The organism is Paraburkholderia ginsengiterrae (assembly GCF_001645125.1).
Lineage (GTDB): Bacteria > Pseudomonadota > Gammaproteobacteria > Burkholderiales > Burkholderiaceae > Paraburkholderia > Paraburkholderia ginsengiterrae.
Map to the genome: position 1 here is coordinate 1 of NZ_LXKA01000309.1, position 21,624 is coordinate 21,624.

Genomic DNA, 21,624 nt, shown 5'->3' on the forward strand with positions numbered 1-21,624 from the left:
GGCAACCCCCGAAGGGGGCACATGTGAACCCCCAGACGGGTTTGCAGAACACACAGGTTGAGATCAGTGTTGTGCCAGAAACAACACAACCCCCGAATCTCCCTCTGGTGAGCATCACCAGAAACTACTTCTTCCAGATTGGCTGTGGCGCCGGGTTGACCAAAACCCGGGCGACGCAGCAACCCGTCAAAGCCTGATGACCATAGCGAGTCGGTCCCACCCCTTCCCATCCCGAACAGGACCGTGAAACGACTCCACGCCGATGATAGTGCGGATTACCCGTGTGAAAGTAGGTCATCGTCAGGCTCCCCCTGCAGTATCAGAAACCCCACCCCCAAAAGGTGGGGTTTCTGCGTTTACATACCCAAAAAATACTGCATCACTTCTCCAACTGATGCATTACCTTCAGGGTAACGGGTCCCCAACGCCGACACTGCAGCCATACCGAGACGGGACAAGCGGCGGCAAATAAATCACCGCCTCAAGCCTCCACCAAGGAATTCTAGTTTCCTTGGGCAAGAAATCGCTGCGCCAACTGCACCCAGTACGTCGAGCCGATCGGCAATAAATCGTCGTTAAAGTCATAACTTGCGTTATGCAGCATGCACGGTCCTGCTCCGTGGCCGGCGTCCCGGTGACCACCCTCACCGTTGCCCAGAAATGCGTAACAACCGGGCTTTGCCAGAAGCATGAATGAGAAGTCCTCCGCGCCCATTGTCGGCTCGACCGCATCGTCGACATTTTCTGCGCCGACTAACTCCTTCATGACCTCGACGGCAAACCGCGTCTCTTCACTACTGTTGATCGTCGGCGGATAGTTTCGGTGGAAATGGATATGGACGGAGCAATCGTAGGCGTCGGCGGTGCTCTCGGCGATCTTACGCATGCGTGATTCGATCAGATCGAGCGTTTCGGTGGTAAATGTGCGCACCGTGCCCGCGATCCATGCATCGTTCGGCACGACATTGACCGCGTCGCCGGCGTGAATTTCGGTGATGGACAACACCGCGGTGTCGAGTGGCTTCTTGTTCCGGGTGATGATGCTTTGCAGTCCATTCGCGATCTGCACCGCGGTAAAGACGGGATCGCGGCCGTTATGCGGCATCGCCGCATGCGCGCCTACACCCTTGATTTCAATGCGAAACTCGTTGCTTGATGCCATGATCGGGCCTTCAGTCACGCCGAAGTGACCCGCCGGCATGCCTGGCCAATTGTGAATGCCGAACACCGCATCGACTGGAAACTTCACAAACAGGCCGTCGTCGATCATTGCCTGTGCGCCGGCGCCACCCTCTTCGGCGGGCTGGAAGATGAACACAATCGTGCCGTCAAAGTCGCCATGTTTAACCAAGTGCTGCGCAGCGCCGAGAAGCATCGCGGTATGCCCATCATGGCCACACGCGTGCATTTTGCCGTCGTTTTTCGAACGGTGATCGAAGCTATTCAGCTCCTGAATCGGCAGTGCGTCCATGTCGGCCCGCAGGCCAATGGAGCTTGAACTGTTACCGCGTTTCAGTACACCGACGACCCCCGTTTTGCCCAATCCGCGATGAGTTTCGATGCCCCAGGACTCGAGGGTTCGTGCCACCAGATCTGCCGTTGCAGTCTCTTCGTAACGCAGTTCCGGGTGGGCGTGGATTGTTCGTCGAAGGGCTTGGATTTCGCCGCGAGCGGCCTGGATTTCGGGGATCAGTTTCATGATGGAGTGATGATGCGCTTGTGCTTTGACTTGCGTGGGATCGCTCGGGGCAACATTGGCCCGGGCACGGTTGATAACTGATTCTACGCCGAAGCCCTATTTGGCGGCACCATGAGGCCAACGGGCAACGGGCGTAATAAAATCTCCCATTGCTCACACAGCCAACCGCCGCCCTGGACGGACCGCCGATGAATGCCCCGACTGATTTCGCTCGCGCCGTATGCCCGCACGATTGCCCCGACACTTGCGCGATGCGCGTGACCGTCCAGGCAGGACGGGCGATCAAGGTCGTCGCGGACCCCGAGCATCCTCCAACCCAAGGTGCGCTGTGCACCAAGGTCAGCCGCTATGCAGAACGCGTTCATCACCCACACCGGCTGACAACGCCGATGAAGCGAGTCGGCCGCAAAGGCGCGGGCAGCTTTGAGCCGATCAGTTGGGACGAGGCGTTCCAGCTCGCTGCAAGCCGTCTATCGGAGATTACACTCCGCACGCCGGAAGCGATCGTCCCATACAGCTACGCTGGCACGATGGGTTTGATTCAGGGTGACAGCATCGCGCAGCGATTCTTTCACAAGCTCGGCGCCTCGCAACTGGATCGTACGATCTGCGCGGCAGCCGGCGCGGCCGGATTGAAATACACCTACGGCGCGGGCCTCGGCATGCTTACGGAGTTCTTTGAGGAGAGCGAGCTCATCATTATCTGGGGCTCGAATCCCATCGCGTCTAACCTGCATTTCTGGACCCGTGCCCAGCAGGCCAAGCGAAACGGTGCGCGTCTTATCGCGATCGACCCTTATCGGTCGCTAACCGCGGAGAAATGCCATCAGCACATTGCATTGAAACCCGGCACCGATGGCGCCTTGGCGCTCGGCATGATGAATGTTCTGATCACGGAAAACCTGCTGGATCATACCTACATCGAAGCCCATACACTGGGCTTTGACGAGTTGAAGACTCGTGCGCTCAGTTATCCGCCTTCTCGCGTCGCTGAAATTTGCGGCATTGAAGAACAGGTGATCGTCGATCTCGCGCGGCTTTACGGCAGCACGAAAAAGGCCGCTATCCGGATGAATTACGGTCTGCAACGCGTGCGTGGCGGTGGCAATGCCGTGCGCGCAATTGCCTGCCTGCCATCACTGACCGGCGCGTGGCGCGAGAGAGCCGGAGGCGTACTGCTATCGTCCGGGGGCTGGGCGCCGGTCGACTCGCATGCGTTGCAGCGTCCCGATTTGATGCCCGGATGGCCGTCCAAACCTACTCGCGTCATCAATATGAACGCGATCGGCGACGCGCTTCTGCACAAAGGTGACGCAGTGTTCGGTCCCAAAGTGGAAGCCATCGTCGTGTACAACTCTAATCCGGTCGCCGTCGCACCTGATTCGGAACGAGTCGCGGCAGGTTTCGCGCGTGAAGATCTGTTCACGATCGTATTGGAACATTTCCAGACCGACACCGCGGACTACGCCGATCTACTCCTGCCTGCGACGACCCAGCTCGAACACCTGGACGTACACAAGTCATACGGCCACACGGACGTTATGGTCAACTTGCCGGCCATCGCCCCGGTCGGAGACGCGCGTCCGAACACGGAGATTTTTCGCGGCATCGCACGCCACATGGGGCTCGATGAACCGGCACTATTCGAGAGCGACGAAACCGTCGCGCAGTCCGCGTTCCGCTGGCAAGACAAAGCACTTGAAGGCGTGGACTGGACGACGCTGAAACAGAGGGGTTGGGCCAAGTTGAACATTCCCGAGGCACCGTTCGCCGAAGGTGGTTTCCGAACGCCGTCCGGCAAATGCGAGTTCTACAGCGAGCGCCTCGCGCAACAGGGCCTCGACCCGCTCCCAGACTATCTGCCGCCCTACGAATCCGCCGACGGCGCACCCGAATTAGCTGCCCGTTATCCGCTCGCGATGATCTCGCCCCCCGCCCGCAACTTTCTGAACAGCACGTTCGTGAACGTCGAAAGCCTGCGTTCGACGGAAGGGGAGCCGCATCTGGACATTCATCCGGCTGACGCGCAGCCGCGAAACATCGCCGACGGTGACCAGGTGCGTATCTTCAACGATCGCGGCTCAATGCAGGCGCGCGCCCGGGTGACCGACAAAGCGCGCGAAGGGCTGGTCGTGGGTCTGTCGATCTGGTGGAAAAAGCTGGCGCCCGATGGCAGGAACGCCAATCAGGTCACCAGCCAGGCGCTCACCGACCTTGGGGGATCGGCGACCTTCTATGACTGCCTCGTCGAAGTCGAGCGCGCCTGAAACTGGTAAAAAATCCCGCCGCGCTCCTTCGCGGTAGGTTGGAGGCTGCAGTCTAACCTAGCCGCTTTTCGCGAATTGCACCGGGGTGCCCATGCTACGATGCGTTTTTAGCACGACCATTCGAAAATAAAGGAGGAGACGCTGCATGGACAAAATCTGGCTGAAATCTTATCCGCCCGGCGTTCCCGCAGAGATCGACCCGACGCGCTATTCGTCGGTCGCCGACCTGCTCGACGAAGCCTTTCGCGAGCATCGAACCAAACCGGCGTTCGTCTGCATGGGCAAAGAGATCAGCTACGGCGAGCTCGACGTGCTTTCGCGCAAGCTCGCCGCATGGTTCCAGGCGAAAGGGCTGGCGCGTGGCGCGCGCATCGCGATCATGATGCCAAACGTGCTGCAATATCCGGTGGCGATTGCGGCCATTCTGCGCGCGGGCTATGTGGTCGTGAACGTGAATCCGCTTTATACCCCGCGTGAGCTCGAGCACCAGCTCAAGGACAGCGGCGCGGAAGCTATCATCCTGCTCGAGAATTTCGCGGTCACCTTGCAGGCGATCGTACGCAACACGTCGATCAAGCATGTCATCGTCGCGGCGATGGGTGACCTGATGGGCGTCAAGGGCGCGCTCGTGAACTTCGTCGTGCGCAAGATGAAGAAGATGGTGCCCGCGTGGAGCCTGCCGGGGCACGTCAAATTCAACACGGCGATCGCCGAAGGTGGGCGTTACAGTTTCAAACCGGTCCAGCAAGGTCCCGACGATGTCGCATTTCTCCAGTACACCGGCGGAACGACAGGCGTGGCCAAAGGCGCGACGCTGCTGCATCGGAACCTGATCGCCAACGTGCTGCAGTCGGAAATCTGGCTGAATCCGGTCCGCACGAACCGCGCGGATATCGATCAGTTCGTCACGGTTGTTGCGTTGCCGCTGTATCACGTGTTTGCCCTGACTGTTTGCGGTTTGTTGACGATCCGTACCGGCGGCCTCGGCGTTCTGATTCCGAACCCGCGCGATATTCCTGGCATGATCAAGGCGCTGGAAGGCTATCCGATCACCACGATCCCGGCCGTCAACACGCTGTACAACGCACTGTTGAATAGCCCGGACTTTCACAAACTCGACTTTTCCAAGCTGATTGCTGCAAACGGCGGCGGTATGGCCGTGCAGGAGGCCGTCGCCAAGCGCTGGTACGAGCAAACCCGTACGCCGATTATCGAAGGATATGGGTTGTCGGAGACGTCACCGTGTGTGACCTGTAATCCGGTTACCGTCACCGAATACAGTGGGACGATCGGTTTGCCGCTGCCGTCGACCGAAATCTCGATTCGCGATGACGAAGGCAACGAAGTGCCGCTGGGTCAGCCGGGGGAAATCTGCATCCGTGGTCCGCAGGTGATGGCGGGCTACTGGAAGCGGCCGGATGAAACGGCGAAAGTGATGACCGCGGATGGCTTCTTCAAATCAGGCGATGTCGGTCTGATGAACGAACGCGGTTTCGTCAAGATCGTGGATCGCAAAAAGGACATGATTCTCGTTTCCGGTTTCAACGTTTATCCGAACGAAATCGAAGACGTAGTCGCCAAATTGCCGGGCGTATTCGAAGTCGCCGCGGTCGGCGTGCCGGACCAGCACTCGGGCGAAGCGGTAAAGCTGTTCGTTGTGAAGAAGGACCAGTCCCTCACCGATGCCGACATCTTTGCGTATTGCAAGGAGCAATTGACCGGCTACAAGCGGCCGAAGATCGTGGAATTCCGCACGGAACTGCCTAAGAGCAATGTCGGCAAGATCTTGCGCCGGGAATTGCGCGACGGCCGCGTATAAGAGTGGTTCGGATGATGATCGAGCACGAAGCCGGCACGAAGTAGTGTGTAGCGGAAAATTGCAAAGAGTGTGTAGCGGAAAAATGGCAAAGGCCCGGCGGATGAAAGTCTGCCGGGCCTTTGCCTTTCTTATTGAGCAATCGCAGTTGCTAACGCCAGCCCCGCAGACAGGCGCCGCAGCTTGCCATAAAAAAAGGCGCCCGAAGGCGCCTTTGAGGCAAACTGCTTTTTTACGACTTATTAGAACTTGTGACGGATACCGATGCGAGCCGTGAACTGGTTCTGGTTCGCCGACGGGGTGATGCTGGCGATAGATGCCGTTGCATCAACCACCTTGCCTGCCGCATTCAGCGTCTCGCCCAGAGCGTGTTGGTACACACCCGTCACGTACACGTCGGTACGCTTGGACAGGAAGTAATCCACGCCAACTGCACCTTGGTGGTACTGAGCACGCGACGAGCCGTTGATTTCCGCGCCACGCGTGTAGTCATACGCTGCGCCGACCAGCAACGCCGGGGTCAACTGATACTTGAAGTTCAGTTCCGCGTTATTGAACGTAGCCGATTGGCCTGCGAACGGCGATGCGTACGTAGCACCCAGGTTGCCGAAGCGGATGTTCGAGTACGTAGCACCGATCGTTGCTGCGCCGAACGTGTATGCACCGCCTGCGCCGATGACCTGGTACGTGTTAGCCGAAGCGAAGCCCGTGTACACGCCCGACGTCACAGCTGCATTTGCCGCGCTCGGAGCGGACGGCGTATTGAACAGGCCGCCTGCATTTGCCGGGGTACGCGCGTTCAAGTAGCCAACGCCGAGAACGAGAGGACCGTTGTTGTAGCCAGCGCCCAACGACCAGATCTGGTTCTGCGAGAAGTTGCCGGCTTGGCCGCCGAAGCTGTACGTGCCGCCGAACGTCAGGCCGCCGTAGTTTGCGCTCGTGTACTTGACCGTGTTGTTGGTACGGAACGAGTTGTTGAAGTTGTCGAGGTCGCTCGGGTGAGCAGCGATCGAACCGCCCCATTGATCGCCTGCTTCCAGCGGACCGACGTAGTCAACGACGGAGTCGTACTGACGACCCAGCGTGACCGTGCCGAACTGGCTCGACAGACCGACGTAAGCTTGACGACCGAACATCAGGCCGCCTTGACCCAGCTTGCCGGTGTTCACGTCAAAGCCGTTTTCCAACACGAAGATGGCCTTCAGACCGCCGCCCAGATCTTCCGTGCCACGCAGGCCGAAACGCGAACCTTGCAGAACGCCGCTGGACAGGTTGTACAGGTGCTTGCCACCCGCGTTGGTGTTGATGTTGAAGCCTTCGTCAATGATACCGTACAGGGTCACGCTGCTCTGTGCATGAGCGACACCTGCAAATGCGCCCAGTGCTGCGAGAGCGAGAAGCGACTTTTTCATCGAATGATCTCCAAGGAATACGAATCTTTTGTACAAGGCGAAATTTTTGTCTAGCGTTGAGGCCTTGCTTGTCCAACTTCGCGAGAAGTTGCACGTAATGTAACAAAAGGCATACATGGCACAAAGAAAAAGGAGAGGGCCGGAGCCTCTCCTGTTTCGTTTACGCAACATGGTCTAAAATCAAAAGCTGGTCGCCTATTTCATGCGGATTGGTGGTTCCCGCCAGGCAGGTTTGACGCCACAAATCCTTATAGCGCGGGCCTGCCAGATCGGTGAGGCGGTTGTTGAGTCAGGGAGTGCTTAATGTTTCTGGACGAGTTGATTAGCGAGTTTGATCGGGGTTTACGCTCAATGACCGGGGTGTCGCGGATGAGTCGTCCATTGCCGGTTCCGCAAGAATCGGCGGTGATGGGCGAGGCGCCCGAGCTCTCACCGGCTGAACGTGCACACGCGGCGGGCTTGATGCGCGTGAACCACGTCGGCGAGGTGTGCGCGCAGGCGTTGTATCAGGCCCAGAAACTCGCCACCCGTTCGCCCGCGTTGCAGGCCGTGTTCAACCACGCGGCAATCGAGGAAGAGGATCATCTGGCGTGGACCGCCAAACGTCTCGAGGCCCTCGATTCGCGTCCCAGTCTGCTGAACCCGCTTTGGTATGCCGGCTCACTGGCAATCGGTCTGGCGGCCGGGCGCATGGGGGACCGTGTCAGTCTCGGCTTCATGGCCGAAACCGAGCGCCAGGTGGAGCAGCATCTGGATAGCCATCTCGATCAGTTGCCGGCTGCGGACCGCGAGTCGCGCGCGATCGTCGAGCAGATGCGCGTGGATGAGGCGGAGCACGGCAAATCGGCTATGGACGCAGGTGGCGTCGAGTTGCCATTTCCCGCGCGCGCACTGATGCGCGCGGTGTCGAAAGTCATGACGCGCACGGCCTATTACATCTAAAATTCGAGGCCCTTGTTCAAGCACCGCCCGAAAGTGGGACGGCGCCTCGCGCGCCGTCCAGCCGAAATACCCGGAACGCCAGCAAACCCCTCCCAATCCCGCTTCACGATCTCTTACATTCCACGCGTTTCCCTCGCACTTTTCACGTATCACCTTCACAAGTTGCACTAGCTCATTCATTTATAACGGTTTTCCGTTTTATGTCTGACATGAAAGAGTCGAGCTAAGTCCTTGTTCTAACAAACAAAATTCGCTCAAAAAGCGTGTCTCTCCCTTGACCCCTGTTTAGCGTTCCTCTAAAGTGGGAGACAGTGTGAGAAAGTGTATTTTTGTGTGATCTCACAGGCGGTTTCCGGTAGATTTTCACAAATTGGACAGCCGGCGCAAAAGCGCCGCGGGAGAGAGCGAAGTGTTCCAGGGGGCGTCGGCGCTAACACTCGATGCGAAAGGGCGGATGTCGATCCCCTCTCGCTATCGGGATGCGCTGCAAACACAGGCAGAGGGCCGGGTGACGATCACCAAGCACCCGGACGGCTGCCTGTTGCTTTTTCCGCGCCCGGAATGGGAGATCTTCCGCGACAAGGTCGACAAGCTGCCAATGAACGCAGCCTGGTGGAAGCGCATATTTCTTGGCAATGCAATGGACGTCGATATGGACGGCGCGGGCCGCGTCCTCGTGTCGCCGGAATTGCGCGCGGCCGGCTCGCTGGAAAAGGAAGTGACCTTGCTGGGCATGGGGCGCCACTTCGAGTTGTGGGACGCGCAAATTTACGCCGCGAAGGAACAGGCGGCGATCGCCGAGGGCATGCCCGAAGCATTAAAGAATTTCACGTTCTGATCGCGGCATACATACATATATGGCACCTGCGATGGGAAACGAATTGCAGCATCGCACGGTGCTGCTGGAAGAAGCGGTTCAAGCGCTGGTTACGCGTGCGGACGGCGTGTATGTGGACGGTACGTTCGGGCGGGGCGGGCACAGCCGCCTGGTGTTGGACAAGCTGAGCGAGTCGGGGCGTCTGATCGCGTTCGACAAAGACCCGCTTGCCATTGCCACGGCGCAGCAGATCGCGGATCCGCGGTTTGGCATCGTGCACGAGAGTTTTGCTTCACTGCGCACCGCGATTGCGGAACGCGGGGTTGGGCGGGTGTCGGGCGTTTTACTGGATCTGGGCGTGTCGTCGCCGCAAGTCGACGATCCACAGCGGGGCTTCAGCTTCCGCGCCGATGGCCCGCTCGACATGCGGATGGACCCGACGCGCGGCGAGTCTGCCGCTGACTGGCTGGCGCGGGCCACGGTGCAGGAATTGACGGAGGTGATACGAGATTATGGGGAAGAACGGTTTGCTTTTCAGATTGCAAAGGCGCTTGTTGCTCGCCGGGCAGAGTCCGACCGTCTTGGGCCTCTCGTCAGCACGGGCGAGCTTGCCCAAATCGTGGCTAACGTCGTCAAAACCCGTGAGAAGGGCAAGGATCCGGCAACCCGCACCTTTCAAGCTATACGGATTCACGTCAATCAAGAGCTTGCGGAGCTGCAAGTCGTTTTAGAAGCAGCGTTGTCGCTGTTGGAGCAAGGGGGGCGGCTGGTGGTCATCAGCTTTCATTCGCTCGAGGACCGGATCGTCAAGCGATTCATGCAGGCGCACGCAAGTACGCCCGCGGTCGATCGCCGCCTGCCGATTCGCGCAGTCGATCTGCCGAGCCCTCCGCTCAAAATCATCGGCCGCGTATTCGCGAGCGACGCTGAAGTCGCCGCGAACCCGCGCGCCCGTTCTGCCGTGATGCGCGTGGCGGAGCGGATTGCACCATGAACCGCCTCAATATCTTCCTGCTGATCATCGTGATGGGCTGCGCCTTGTCTGTCGTCAACGCGACCAATCAGCAACGTCAGATATTCATTCAGTTGCAGCGCGCTCAATCGCAGGAGCGTCAGCTGCAGCAAGACTATTCGCAGCTTCAATATCAGCAGAGTGCGCTGTCGAAAACCTCGCGCATCGAACAGATCGCCACGGATTCGCTGAAGATGCAATCGGTCACGACCGGACGCACCCAGTACCTGACGCTCGATGCCGGCGCGGCGAAAGCTGAAGACGCGCCGATTCCGACTTCCGGCCCGGCCTCGGCGCCGGTGGCGACCCGCCGCGGAGGCGTGCGATGAAAAAATCGTCGGCTCGCAAGAGCGTTGCCTTTTCGGCCAACCCGATCCTGTCAGTGCGCCTGCCGATGTGGCGCTCCAAGCTCGTGGTGTTTCTGCTATTCATGGCGTTCGTCGCGCTCGCGGGGCGCGCTTTCTGGATCCAGGGCCCGGGCAACGCGTTCTATCAGAAGCAGGGTGAAATCCGTTATCAGCGCCGGCTCGAATTGCCGGCCACGCGCGGCAAGATTCTCGACCGCAATGGCCTCGTGCTCGCCACGAGCTTGCCGGTGCGCGCGATTTGGGCCATTCCCGAATCGGTGCCGGATGACCTCGGCGCGGACAAGCTGGCTTCGCTCGGCAAGCTGCTAGGCATGACCAATAAGGAACTGCGCGCCAAACTGTCGGAAGACAAGACCTTTGTCTACGTGAAGCGCCAGGTGCCGGTGGATGTCGCCGCCCAAGTCACCGCGCTGGATATCCCCGGCATTTACGTGCGTGACGAGTACAAGCGCTTCTACCCGGAAGGCGAGATCACGGCTCACCTGATCGGCTTTACCAACGTCGAAGACGAAGGCCAGGAAGGCGTCGAACTCGGCGACCAGAAGATGCTCGCCGGCGTGTCGGGCAGCCGCCGCGTGATCAAGGACCGCATGGGCCACATCATCGAGGACGTGGACGAGCAGGTTGTGCCGCACAACGGCCAGGACGTCGATCTCTCGATTGACAGCAAGATTCAGTACATCGCCTATGCGAACCTGAAGGCGGCCGTCGAGAAATTCAAGGCGAAGGCCGGCGCGGCGATGGTGATCGATGTGCGCACCGGTGAAGTGCTGGCGCTAGTTAACTACCCGACGTACAACCCGAATGACCGTTCACACCTGACCGGCGACCAGTTGCGCAACCGCATCCTGACCGACACGTTCGAGCCGGGCTCGATCATGAAGCCGTTCACGGTCTCGCTCGCGCTTGATTTGCACCGCGTCACGCCGACTACACTGGTTGATACGGGCGGTGGCCGCTTCGTGCTCGACGGCGCACCGATCACCGACGACAGCGCATTCGGCGTTTTGACGGTGGGCGGCGTGATCCAGAAGTCGAGCAATATCGGCGCGACGAAGATCGCCATGCAGCTCAAGCCTGAAGAGATGTGGAATATGTATACCAGCATCGGTCTCGGTCAGGCCCCGAAGGTCGGCTTCCCGGGGGCGGCGGCAGGGCGTCTGCGTCCGTGGAAGAGCTGGCGCCGCATCGAGCAGGCGACCATGTCGTACGGCTACGGTCTCTCGGTTTCGCTGTTCCAGTTGGGCCGTGCCTATACCGCGATCGCGCATGACGGCGAGATCATGCCGGTGTCGATTTTCCGCACGCCTGGCGATCAACCGGCCACCGGGCCGCAAATCTTCTCGCCGACCACCGCTCGCGAAGTGCGCGCCATGCTCGAGACCGTGACTGCTCCGGGCGGCACGTCGCCGGATGCGGCCGTGCCCGGTTATCGCGTCGGCGGCAAGAGCGGTACCGCGTACAAGCACGGCGCTCACGGTTACGACCACTCGAAATATCGTGCTTCGTTTGTCGGCATGGCGCCTATGCCGAATCCGCGCATCGTCGTGGCCGTGTCGGTCGACGAGCCGACGGCGGGCAGCCACTTCGGCGGCCAGGTATCGGGTCCGGTGTTCTCGGGCATCGTCGGCGACACGCTGCGCTCGCTAAATGTCCCGCCGGATATGCCGGTCAAGCAAATGGTGGTGTCGGACGATTCGGCGCCGGCCGCGCCGAGTGCGCCCGCCACGCCCACAACGGTCAAGAAACTCTCGACTAGCGCCGGCGCGAAGAAGATGACGATTTCCGCGAACGCAACGAGCCACCCCGGAGTTGTGCGATGAGCGCGCTGCGTAACAAGCATCCCGCGCACCGGCAGATCGCCGACGCCCTGACCTGGCTGCACGCCCACGTGCAGCCAGGCGCGCATCTGCACGCCGACACGCGCTCGCTCGCGGCGGGCGACGCGTTTTTTGCCTATGCGGTGGATGGCGCGGACAACCGGCCGTTTATCGACAGTGCGATCGAACGTGGCGCCGCCGCCGTGCTGGTTCAACCGGAAGGCTTTAACGGTGAGATCGATCCGGCCAGCATGCTGGCCGTGCCGGCGTTGAACGAACTCGCCGGTTCGATTGCGAGCGCCTGGTACGGCGATCCGAGCGACGCCATGCTGGCAGTTGGCATTACCGGTACGAACGGAAAAACTTCGTGCAGCCAGTGGATCTCGGCGGCATTGACGGCGCTCGGCACGCGTTGCGCGATCATCGGCACGCTCGGCACGGGCATGCCGGGCCAGCTTGTGCACACCGGCTTTACGACGCCGGACGCGCCGCAGCTGCAACGCAGTCTCGCGCAGCTGCGCGACGCGGGCGCGCAGGCGGTGGCGATGGAAGTGTCGTCGCATGCGCTGCATCAGGGGCGTGTGAACGGCACTGCGTTCGACATCGCCGTGTTCACGAATCTCACACAGGACCATCTCGACTATCACGGCACCTTCGAAGCGTACGAAGCGGCCAAGGCGCGTCTGTTTGCCTGGCCGGAACTGCGCGCGGCGGTGATCAATCGCGACGATGCCGCCGGCCGCCGTCTGCTTGCCAGCACGCAAGGCCATGCGCGCACGATCGCCTACGGGCTCGACGCGACGATGCAAGGCGCGCCGCAGGCCGACGCGTTGCTGCTCGCCTCGAACGTGCGCGCCACGGCTACGGGCACGGCTTTCCACTTGAGCACCTCGGACTGGGGCGATGCCGAAGTCGAAGTGCAAACGCTCGGCGCGTTCAACGTCAGCAATCTGCTGGGCGTGCTCGGCGCGTTGCTCGCCGCCGACGTGCCGTTTAGCGCCGCGCTCGCCGAATTGGCGAAGCTCGAGCCGGTGAATGGCCGCATGCAGCGTTTGGGCGGCCGCTTGCAAAACGACGAGCCGCTCGTCGTGATCGACTACGCGCACACGCCGGACGCATTGGAAAAGACGCTGGACGCGTTGCGCCCAATGGCGGCCGCGCGCGGCGGCGAACTGATCTGCATGTTCGGCTGCGGCGGCGACCGCGACGCCACCAAGCGCCCGCTAATGGGCGCGATTGCCGAGAAGATCGCCGATTGCGTCGTCGTGACCAGCGACAACCCGCGCAGCGAAGATCCGCAATCGATCATCGAGCAGATCACGGCGGGCATGCAGGACGCGTCGAAGGCGCGCCGTATCGAAGACCGCGCAAGCGCGATCCTGCAAGCGATCCGCAGCGCCGCGCGGGAAGACGTCATCGTGCTGGCCGGCAAGGGGCACGAAGCAACACAGGAAATCATGGGCAAGAAACGCGCTTTCTCCGATCAGGACCACGCACGCCTCGCGCTCGCCGCGCGTGCCACGCAAGTACGCGGAGGTGGCGAATGAGCATGTTCTCGCTGCGTGAAGCTGCTGCGCTGATCCCCGGCGCGACCGTGCTCGGCGACGCTGACGTCGCCTTCGAGCGCGTCTCGACCGACAGCCGCAGCGCCGGCCCCGGTGATCTGTTCATCGCGATCAAGGGCGATCGTTTCGACGCGCACGACTTCCTGCCGGAGGTCGCCAAGCGCAATGTCACGGCCGCGCTCGTTGCACGCGTGCCGGACGGCTGGAATGTGCCGTCCGTCCGCGTGACCGATACGCGCGTCGCGCTCGGCGCGCTCGCGCGCGGCTGGCGCCGCAAGTTCAGCATGCCGCTCGTCGCGGTGACGGGCAGCAACGGCAAGACCACGGTCAAGGAAATGATCGCGTCGATCTTTGCCGCCGCGGTCGGTGTGGACGCGCGTCTCGCGACCGCGGGTAACTTCAACAACGACATCGGCTTGCCGCTCACGCTGTTCCGTCTGCACGCCGCGCATCAGCTGGCGGTGGTCGAGCTTGGTATGAACCACCCGGGCGAAACGTCATTACTCGCGAAAATCGCCGAGCCGACTGTCGCCGTGGTGAACAACGCGCAGCGCGAGCATCAGGAATTCATGGCGACCGTCGAAGCCGTCGCGCTCGAACACGCCAGCGTGATCCACGCGCTCGCGCCGGAAGGCGTCGCCGTTTTCCCCGCCGACGACGCCTACGCAAGCATCTGGCGCGTGGCCGCAACCGGCAATCGGATCGTCGATTTCGCACTGAACTCCGCTGACCGCACGACGCAAGCCGCGGTAACGGGCACGTTCGCAGGCAACCGTCTGAGTATCGACACGCCGCAAGGCCAGATAGACGTGACGCTGCAAGTGCTCGGCAACCACAACGCGCACAACGCACTGGCGGCAACGTCAGCTGCATTGGCCGCAGGTGTTTCGCTCGAGGCGATCAAGCGCGGCCTCGAATCGTTCGGCGCGGTGAAGGGCCGCCTGCAAGTGAAGCAGGCCGCACTCGGCACGCTCGCCGGCGCGACCGTGATCGACGACACCTACAACGCGAACCCCGACTCGATGCGTGCCGCGATCGACGTGCTCGCCTCGCGGGCCGCGCCGCGCGTGCTGGTGATGGGCGACATGGGCGAAGTTGGCGACAACGGTCCGGAGTTTCACCGCGAAATTGGCGCCTACGCCAAAGAACGCGGCATCGACGCGCTATACGCCATGGGCGACGCCTCGCGCGACGCCTGCAGCGCGTATGGCGCGGGCGCGCATCACGTGGCCGACGTCGGCACGCTGGTCGCGCAATTGCAGCAGGCCGGTTTCGGTCCTGCCGCAACGCTTCTCGTGAAAGGTTCGCGCTTCATGCAAATGGAGCGCGTGGTGGACGCCGTTACGAGTCCACAACCCAACGCAGCGGGCAGTGCGCCCGCCGCACATTGAAATAGAAGGACCGAAGCATGCTACTGGCGCTGGCGCAATGGCTGCAGAATGACGCAAGCTTCTTGCGCGTGTTCAGTTATCTGACTTTCCGTGCGGTGATGGCGACCATCACCGCATTGCTGATCGGGCTCGTCTGTGGCCCGGCGGTGATTCGCAAGCTGACCGCGATGAAGGTCGGTCAGGCCGTCCGCAAAGACGGTCCGCAAACTCACCTCGTCAAATCCGGCACGCCGACCATGGGCGGCGTGCTGATTCTGCTCGGCATTGCCGTGGCTACGTTGCTGTGGGCCGATCTGACCAATCGCTTCATCTGGATCGTGATGCTCGTGACGTTCGGTTTCGGCGTGATTGGCTGGGTCGACGACTATCGCAAGGTGGTCTACAAGGACCCGCGCGGCATGTCGTCGCGCGAAAAGTATTTCTGGCAATCGTTGATCGGCCTGTTCGCAGCGGTGTATCTGGCCTTCAGCGTGTCCGAAGCGAGCAATGTGCGCGTGTTCGACCTGTTCATGGCGTGGGTGAGGAGCGGCCTGTCGATGGGCCTGCCGGCGCGCGCCGACCTGATGCTGCCGTTCGTCAAATCGATCAGCTACCCGCTTGGCGTGTGGGGTTTCATCGTGCTGACCTATCTGGTGATCGTGGGCGCGAGCAACGCGGTCAATCTGACCGACGGCCTCGACGGTCTGGTGATCATGCCGGTCGTGCTGGTCGGCGCGTCGCTCGGCGTGTTCGCCTACGTGATGGGCAGCTCGGTCTACTCGAAATACCTGCTGTTTCCGCATATCGCCGGCGCGGGCGAACTGCTGATTTTCTGTTCGGCAATGGGCGGCGCGGGGCTTGCGTTTCTCTGGTTCAACACGCACCCGGCGCAGATGTTCATGGGCGACGTCGGCGCGCTCGCGCTCGGCGGCGCGCTCGGCACGGTGGCGGTGATCGTGCGTCAGGAAATCGTGCTCTTCATCATGGGCGGCATTTTCGTCGCGGAGACGCTTTCCGTGATGCTGCAGGTCACGTGGTTCAAGTTCACCAAGCGCCGATACGGTGAAGGGCGGCGTCTCTTCAAAATGGCACCGCTGCATCATCACTTTGAATTGTCTGGGTGGAAGGAAACGCAGGTGGTGGTGCGCTTCTGGATCATCACGTTGATGTTGTGTCTGTTCGGTTTGTCCACGCTCAAGTTGCGTTAAGCAGGTATTAGGGGAAGCAGGCGATGTTCGGCGAGAAGTTTCGGGATCGGCAAAAGCCGATGGTGCTCGTGCTGGGACTGGGTGAATCCGGTCTCGCGATGGCGCGCTGGTGCGCGCGGCACGGCTGTCGGCTGCGCGTGGCCGATACGCGCGAAGTGCCGCCGAACCTGACCGCGCTGGAAGCGCATCGCGTCGACGCACAGTTCGTCGGCGGCCCGTTTTCGCCGGCGTTGCTCGAAGGCGTCGAACTCGTCGCGATCAGCCCAGGCCTGTCGCCGCTGGCCGCCGATCTGCTGCCGCTGATCTCGGCCGCGCGCGAGCAGGGCATCCCCGTGTGGGGCGAACTCGAACTCTTTGCGCAAGCGCTGAAGACGCTCGGCGAAAGCGGCTACGCGCCGAAGGTGATTGCCATCACCGGCACCAACGGCAAGACTACGACGACGAGCCTGACCGGCCTGCTGTGCGAACGGGCCGGCAGGAAGGTCGCGGTGGCGGGCAATATCAGCCCGTCCTTGCTCGACAAACTCACCGAAGCAATCGACGCCACCGCGTTGCCGGATGTGTGGGTGCTGGAACTGTCGAGCTTTCAGCTCGAAACCTCGCACACGTTCACACCGGACGCAGCGGCTATCCTGAACATCACGCAAGATCACCTGGATTGGCACGGCGGGCTCGACGCATACGCCGCCGCGAAAGGGCGCATTTTCGGTACACAAACCGTGCGCGTGCTGAATCGTGACGACTCGCGCGTCATGGCGCTCGCGCCCTCTGCGGAGAGCGACGCGGAGATGGTCACCTTCGGCGTAACCGAGCCGAAGAACGATGGCGATTACGGTCTGCTGCGCGAGAACGGCATGATCTGGCTCGTCCAGGCGCACGACCGCGACCCAAGCGACGAGCCTGTGCCGAAGCGCCGCCGCAAGAACGAAACGGTCACACCGCCCGACATTGCATTGAAGCGCCTGATGCCCGCCGACGCCTTGCGCATCCGCGGTCTGCACAACGCCGCCAATGCGTTGGCCGCCTACGCGCTCGCACGTGCAGTCGGCTTGCCGGGCGCGCCGCTGCTGCACGGCCTGCGCGAATATCGCGGCGAGCCGCATCGCGTGGAACTGATCGCGTCGATCGACGGCATTGATTACGTGGACGACAGCAAGGGCACCAACGTCGGCGCAACGGTAGCCGCGCTCGACGGGCTGGCGCAGCGCGTGGTGCTGATCGCCGGCGGCGACGGCAAGGGCCAGGATTTCGATCCGCTCAGCGCGCCGGTCATGCGCTGGTGCCGCGCCGTCATGCTGATCGGCCGCGATGCGCCGCAGATCCGCGCCGCGCTGGAAGACACCGGTATCGCGATGACTGACCACGCCACGCTCGAAGAAGCGACGCGCGCCGCCACCGCGCTGGCTGAGCCCGGCGATGCTGTGCTGCTGTCGCCGGCTTGCGCGAGCTTCGACATGTTCAAGGGTTACGCGCATCGTGCCGCGGTGTTCCGCAGCACCGTGGAAGACATCGCGGCCGAACGGGGGACGATGATATGAGCTGGTCGGAACGATTCGGTTCGCGTCAGGCGGCCGCCGGCGAAGCTGGCGGTGCGGGCGGCACGGCTCGCGCCTCCGGCCGCACGGGCGGCAGCGGTCTCGCGAGCGCCGTCAACGGCGTGCGTCCGCTGCGCTCGCGCATGCTCGACTACGATCACTCGCTGTTGTGGGTCGTGGTCGCGCTGCTCGGCCTCGGCGTCGTGATGGTGTATTCGGCGTCGATCGCCATGCCCGATTCGCCGAAGTATGCGTCGTACCGCGACTACGCGTTCCTTGTGCGTCAGATCATCTTCGTAGTCATGGGCTCGGTGATTGGCGTAGCGTCGTTCCGCATTCCGATCGGAACGTGGGAAAAGTACGCGCCGAAGCTCTTTCTGATTTCGCTGGCTGCGCTGGTGATCGTGCTGATTCCGCACGTCGGCAAAGGCGTGAACGGCGCGCGCCGCTGGATTCCGCTCGGCATCACGAACATGCAGCCGTCGGAAATCATGAAGCTCGCGGTGACGATTTACGCGGCGAGCTACACCGTGCGCAAGCAGGAATACATGCACAGCTTTGCCAAGGGCTTTTTGCCGATGGCGGTTGCGGTCGGCTTCGTCGGCGCGTTGCTGCTGCTCGAGCCGGACATGGGTGCGTTCATGGTGATCGCGGCGATCGCAATGGGTGTGCTGTTTCTCGGTGGCGTGAACGGCAAGCTGTTCGGCGGGCTGGTGGCCACCGCGGTCGGCACGTTCACGCTGCTGGTGTGGGCTTCGCCGTGGCGCCGCGAGCGGATTTTCGCGTACCTCGATCCGTGGGACGACCGCTATGCCCAGGGCAAGGCGTATCAATTGACGCACTCGCTGATCGCGTTCGGCCGCGGCGAGTGGTTCGGCGTGGGTCTCGGCGGCAGTGTCGAGAAGCTCAACTATCTGCCGGAAGCGCATACCGACTTCATTCTCGCGGTGATCGGCGAGGAACTGGGTTTTGTCGGCGTGCTGGTCGTCATCCTGATGTTCTACTGGATCGTGCGCCGCTCGTTCGAGATCGGCCGCCAGGCACTCGCGCTCGATCGCACGTTCGCTGGACTCGTCGCGAAGGGTGTCGGTATCTGGTTTGGCGCGCAGACCTTCATCAACATGGGCGTGAACCTCGGCCTGCTGCCGACCAAGGGTCTCACGCTGCCGCTCGTGAGCTACGGCGGTTCGGGCATTTTGCTGAACTGCGTGGCGGTGGCTGTGCTTATGCGCGTGGACTATGAGAACCGGGTGCTGATGCGCGGGGGGAAGGTATGACGGCTCTGCCGCAACGCACGCTGATGGTGATGGCCGGCGGCACCGGGGGACACGTGTTCCCGGGGCTCGCGGTCGCTCATCTGATGCAGGCGTGGGGCTGGAAGGTCGTCTGGCTCGGCAACCCGGCGGGCATGGAAGCGACGCTCGTGCCCAAGCACGGCATCCCGATGGAATATGTGCGCTTTGGCGGGTTGCGCGGCAAGGGCCTGAAAACCAAGCTGATGCTGCCGCTGAATCTGCTGCGCGCCTGCACGCAAAGCCTGAGCGTGCTGCGTCGCGTGAAGCCGGACGTCGTGCTTGGCATGGGCGGCTACATCACGTTTCCGGCCGGCCTGATGACCGCGTTGAGCGGACGGCCGCTGGTATTGCATGAACAGAATTCGATTGCGGGCCTCGCGAACAAAGTGCTCGCGAAAGTCGCCAAACGCGTGCTGGTTGCGTTCCCGGATGCACTGCCGGATAGCGAATGGACCGGAAATCCGATTCGTGCGGAACTTGCGCGCGCCGCGGCACCCAAAGCACGCTACGCGCAACGCAGTGGTCCGCTGAATGTGCTGGTCGTGGGCGGTAGTCTGGGCGCGGCGGCGTTGAATGAAGTGGTGCCGCGCGCGGTGGCTTTGCTCGCGCCGGGCGAACGGCCGCGCATCGTGCATCAGGCAGGCGCCAAACATATCGACGCGCTGCGCGAGAACTACGCGGCAGCGGGTCTGCAAACCGGCGCCGATGTCGAACTCGTGCCGTTCATCGACGACATGACGAGTGCCTACGCGAACGCGGATCTGGTGATTTGCCGCTCGGGAGCGATGACGGTATCGGAGATTTCAGCGGTAGGGGTGGCGGCGTACTTCGTGCCGTTCCCGTATGCCGTAGACGATCATCAAACTACTAATGCAGCGTTTCTCGCCGGCAACGGCGCGGCGCTGGTCGTGCAGCAACGCGACTTGTCGGCGCAAACCCTCGCCGACTGGTTGCGCAGCCAGACGCGGGAGACCCTCGCGGAGATGGCGGAGCGTTCGCGCTCGCTCGCGAAACCCGACGCCACGGAACAGGTCGCACAGATCTGCGCGGCCGTGGCGGGTTCGATTTCGGGCGCGAGCCCAGAAGGAAAGCAATGAAACACATCGTCAAACACATTCACTTTGTCGGCATCGGCGGTGTCGGTATGAGCGGCATCGCCGAGGTGCTGGTCAATCTCGGCTATCAGGTGAGCGGCTCGGATCTGTCGAGCAACGCGATTACCGACCGCCTCGCCGCACTCGGCGCGCGGATCTCGATCGGTCACGCGGCGGAGAACATCGAAGGCGCGAACGCGGTCGTCGTCTCGACAGCAGTGCGCAGCGACAACCCGGAAGTGCTGGCCGCGCGTCATCGCCGCATTCCGATCGTGCCGCGCGCGGTGATGCTCGCGGAATTGATGCGGCTGAAGCAGGGCATTGCGATTGCCGGCACGCACGGCAAGACCACGACCACCTCGCTGGTGGCGAGCGTGCTGGCGGCGGGCGGTCTTGATCCGACTTTCGTGATCGGCGGCCGGCTGATCAGCGCGGGCGCGAATGCGCGCCTGGGCACGGGCGACTTTATCGTCGCCGAGGCGGACGAGTCGGATGCGTCGTTCCTGAATCTGTTCCCGGTGATCGAAGTCATCACGAACATCGACGCCGATCATATGGACACCTACGGCCACGATTTTGCGCGGCTCAAGCAGGCGTTCATCGAATTCACGCACCGTCTGCCGTTCTACGGTATCGCGGTGCTGTGCGTGGACGATCCGAACGTGAAGGAGATCCTGCCGTTCGTGTCGAAGCCGATCATCCGCTACGGTTTCGCGCCGGATGCGCAGGTGCGCGCGGTCAACGTTCAAGCGCACGAAGGCAAGATGCATTTCACGGCAATGCGCGAAGACGCGGCGCCGCTCGACATCGTGCTGAACCTGCCGGGCGAGCACAACGTGCAGAACGCCCTGGCCGCAATTGCAATTGCGACTGAACTTGAAGTGAAAGATGCCGATATCCAGCGAGCGCTGGCGGATTTCAACGGAGTAGGCCGGCGCTTTCAGCGTTACGGCGAAGTGCCTGTGATCGCAGAAGGCAAAGCGGCGGGCACGTACACGCTGGTTGACGACTACGGCCATCACCCGGTCGAAATGGCCGCCACGGTGGCGGCCGCGAGAGGCGCATTTCCTGGCCGCCGCCTGGTGCTGGCGTTCCAGCCGCACCGTTTCACGCGTACGCGTGACTGCTTCGAAGATTTTGTGAAAGTGCTGTCGACCGTCGACGCGCTCGTGCTGACCGAAGTCTATTCGGCAGGCGAAGCGCCGATCGTCGCCGCGGACGGCCGTGCTCTCGCGCGCGCATTGCGCGTGGCGGGCAAGGTCGAGCCGGTGTTTGTCGATACGGTGGATGAAGTGCCGGACGCGCTCTCAGCAGTGGTGCGCGACGGCGATGTGGTGATCACGATGGGCGCGGGTTCGATCGGCGGTGTGCCGGGTCGCCTTGCGCAGGAAACGAAGGTGTGAC

At 62.1% G+C, this 21,624-nt stretch carries 17 protein-coding genes and 1 rRNA gene; 16 read left to right on the forward strand and 2 right to left on the reverse strand.

Annotated elements, in window-relative coordinates; genetic code table 11:
* Together A6V37_RS41885 and rrf are read left to right on the forward strand one after the other, a co-directional pair.
* Positions 1–197, forward strand: a 197-nt coding sequence (locus A6V37_RS41885) for a hypothetical protein (protein ID WP_208607891.1), incomplete at its 5' end; no start/stop codon positions are given.
* Positions 193–306 (forward strand): 5S ribosomal RNA (gene rrf, locus A6V37_RS21285). The genes A6V37_RS41885 and rrf, both read left to right, overlap by 5 nt.
* A 196-nt stretch (positions 307–502) precedes the next feature.
* Here rrf and A6V37_RS21290 read toward each other — a convergent pair.
* Positions 503–1,699 (reverse strand): M20 aminoacylase family protein, encoded by a 1,197-nt coding sequence (locus tag A6V37_RS21290; RefSeq protein ID WP_064269266.1) that lies wholly within the window; start codon positions 1,697–1,699, stop codon positions 503–505.
* A gap of 188 nt (positions 1,700–1,887) precedes the next feature.
* On the opposite strand from A6V37_RS21290, the gene A6V37_RS21295 reads away from it, so the two are divergent.
* Together A6V37_RS21295 and A6V37_RS21300 are read left to right on the forward strand one after the other, a co-directional pair.
* Complete coding sequence (locus tag A6V37_RS21295) at positions 1,888–3,966, forward strand: molybdopterin-containing oxidoreductase family protein (protein WP_064286319.1); 2,079 nt, start codon at positions 1,888–1,890, stop codon at positions 3,964–3,966.
* Between the two features lie 145 nt (positions 3,967–4,111).
* A complete protein-coding gene (locus A6V37_RS21300; RefSeq protein ID WP_064269264.1) occupies positions 4,112–5,785 on the forward strand; it encodes a long-chain fatty acid--CoA ligase in 1,674 nt (557 codons plus the stop codon).
* Between the two features lie 239 nt (positions 5,786–6,024).
* Here the strand turns inward: A6V37_RS21300 and A6V37_RS21305 are convergent, their stop codons facing one another.
* Positions 6,025–7,194: a porin gene (locus A6V37_RS21305; RefSeq protein WP_064269263.1), complete on the reverse strand. Its 1,170-nt coding sequence runs from the start codon at positions 7,192–7,194 to the stop codon at positions 6,025–6,027.
* Between the two features lie 303 nt (positions 7,195–7,497).
* On the opposite strand from A6V37_RS21305, the gene coq7 reads away from it, so the two are divergent.
* The 12 genes from coq7 to murC all read left to right on the forward strand — a co-directional run bounded on the left by coq7 (position 7,498) and on the right by murC (position 21,623).
* Positions 7,498–8,136, forward strand: a complete 639-nt coding sequence (gene coq7, locus A6V37_RS21310; protein WP_064269262.1) for a 2-polyprenyl-3-methyl-6-methoxy-1,4-benzoquinone monooxygenase — start codon at positions 7,498–7,500, stop codon at positions 8,134–8,136.
* Between the two features lie 409 nt (positions 8,137–8,545).
* The gene (mraZ, locus tag A6V37_RS21315; protein ID WP_006053203.1) at positions 8,546–8,974 is read left to right on the forward strand and encodes a division/cell wall cluster transcriptional repressor MraZ; all 429 of its coding nucleotides are present in this window, start codon (positions 8,546–8,548) and stop codon (positions 8,972–8,974) included.
* 19 nt (positions 8,975–8,993) lie between these two features.
* Complete coding sequence (gene rsmH, locus A6V37_RS21320; protein ID WP_064269261.1) at positions 8,994–9,947, forward strand: 16S rRNA (cytosine(1402)-N(4))-methyltransferase RsmH; 954 nt, start codon at positions 8,994–8,996, stop codon at positions 9,945–9,947.
* Entirely contained in the window at positions 9,944–10,294 is a 351-nt protein-coding gene (ftsL, locus tag A6V37_RS21325) for a cell division protein FtsL (protein ID WP_064269260.1), read from the forward strand. The genes rsmH and ftsL overlap by 4 nt, the downstream gene beginning before the upstream one ends.
* Entirely contained in the window at positions 10,291–12,156 is a 1,866-nt protein-coding gene (locus A6V37_RS21330) for a peptidoglycan D,D-transpeptidase FtsI family protein (RefSeq protein ID WP_064269259.1), read from the forward strand. Before ftsL ends, A6V37_RS21330 begins: the two co-directional genes overlap by 4 nt.
* The gene (locus tag A6V37_RS21335) at positions 12,153–13,700 is read left to right on the forward strand and encodes a UDP-N-acetylmuramoyl-L-alanyl-D-glutamate--2,6-diaminopimelate ligase (RefSeq protein ID WP_064269258.1); all 1,548 of its coding nucleotides are present in this window, start codon (positions 12,153–12,155) and stop codon (positions 13,698–13,700) included. The genes A6V37_RS21330 and A6V37_RS21335 overlap by 4 nt, the downstream gene beginning before the upstream one ends.
* On the forward strand, positions 13,697–15,109 hold the full coding sequence (locus tag A6V37_RS21340; RefSeq protein WP_064286320.1) for a UDP-N-acetylmuramoyl-tripeptide--D-alanyl-D-alanine ligase: 1,413 nt from the start codon (positions 13,697–13,699) through the stop codon (positions 15,107–15,109). The genes A6V37_RS21335 and A6V37_RS21340 overlap by 4 nt, the downstream gene beginning before the upstream one ends.
* 17 nt (positions 15,110–15,126) lie before the next feature.
* Positions 15,127–16,296, forward strand: a complete 1,170-nt coding sequence (gene mraY, locus A6V37_RS21345) for a phospho-N-acetylmuramoyl-pentapeptide-transferase (RefSeq protein ID WP_064269256.1) — start codon at positions 15,127–15,129, stop codon at positions 16,294–16,296.
* Between the two features lie 23 nt (positions 16,297–16,319).
* Complete coding sequence (murD, locus tag A6V37_RS21350; protein ID WP_064286321.1) at positions 16,320–17,834, forward strand: UDP-N-acetylmuramoyl-L-alanine--D-glutamate ligase; 1,515 nt, start codon at positions 16,320–16,322, stop codon at positions 17,832–17,834.
* The gene (ftsW, locus tag A6V37_RS21355; RefSeq protein WP_064286322.1) at positions 17,831–19,108 is read left to right on the forward strand and encodes a putative lipid II flippase FtsW; all 1,278 of its coding nucleotides are present in this window, start codon (positions 17,831–17,833) and stop codon (positions 19,106–19,108) included. The genes murD and ftsW overlap by 4 nt, the downstream gene beginning before the upstream one ends.
* Entirely contained in the window at positions 19,105–20,223 is a 1,119-nt protein-coding gene (murG, locus tag A6V37_RS21360) for an undecaprenyldiphospho-muramoylpentapeptide beta-N-acetylglucosaminyltransferase (RefSeq protein ID WP_064286323.1), read from the forward strand. Before ftsW ends, murG begins: the two co-directional genes overlap by 4 nt.
* Positions 20,220–21,623, forward strand: a complete 1,404-nt coding sequence (gene murC, locus A6V37_RS21365; protein WP_064269252.1) for a UDP-N-acetylmuramate--L-alanine ligase — start codon at positions 20,220–20,222, stop codon at positions 21,621–21,623. Before murG ends, murC begins: the two co-directional genes overlap by 4 nt.
* Position 21,624: the final 1 nt, after the last annotated feature.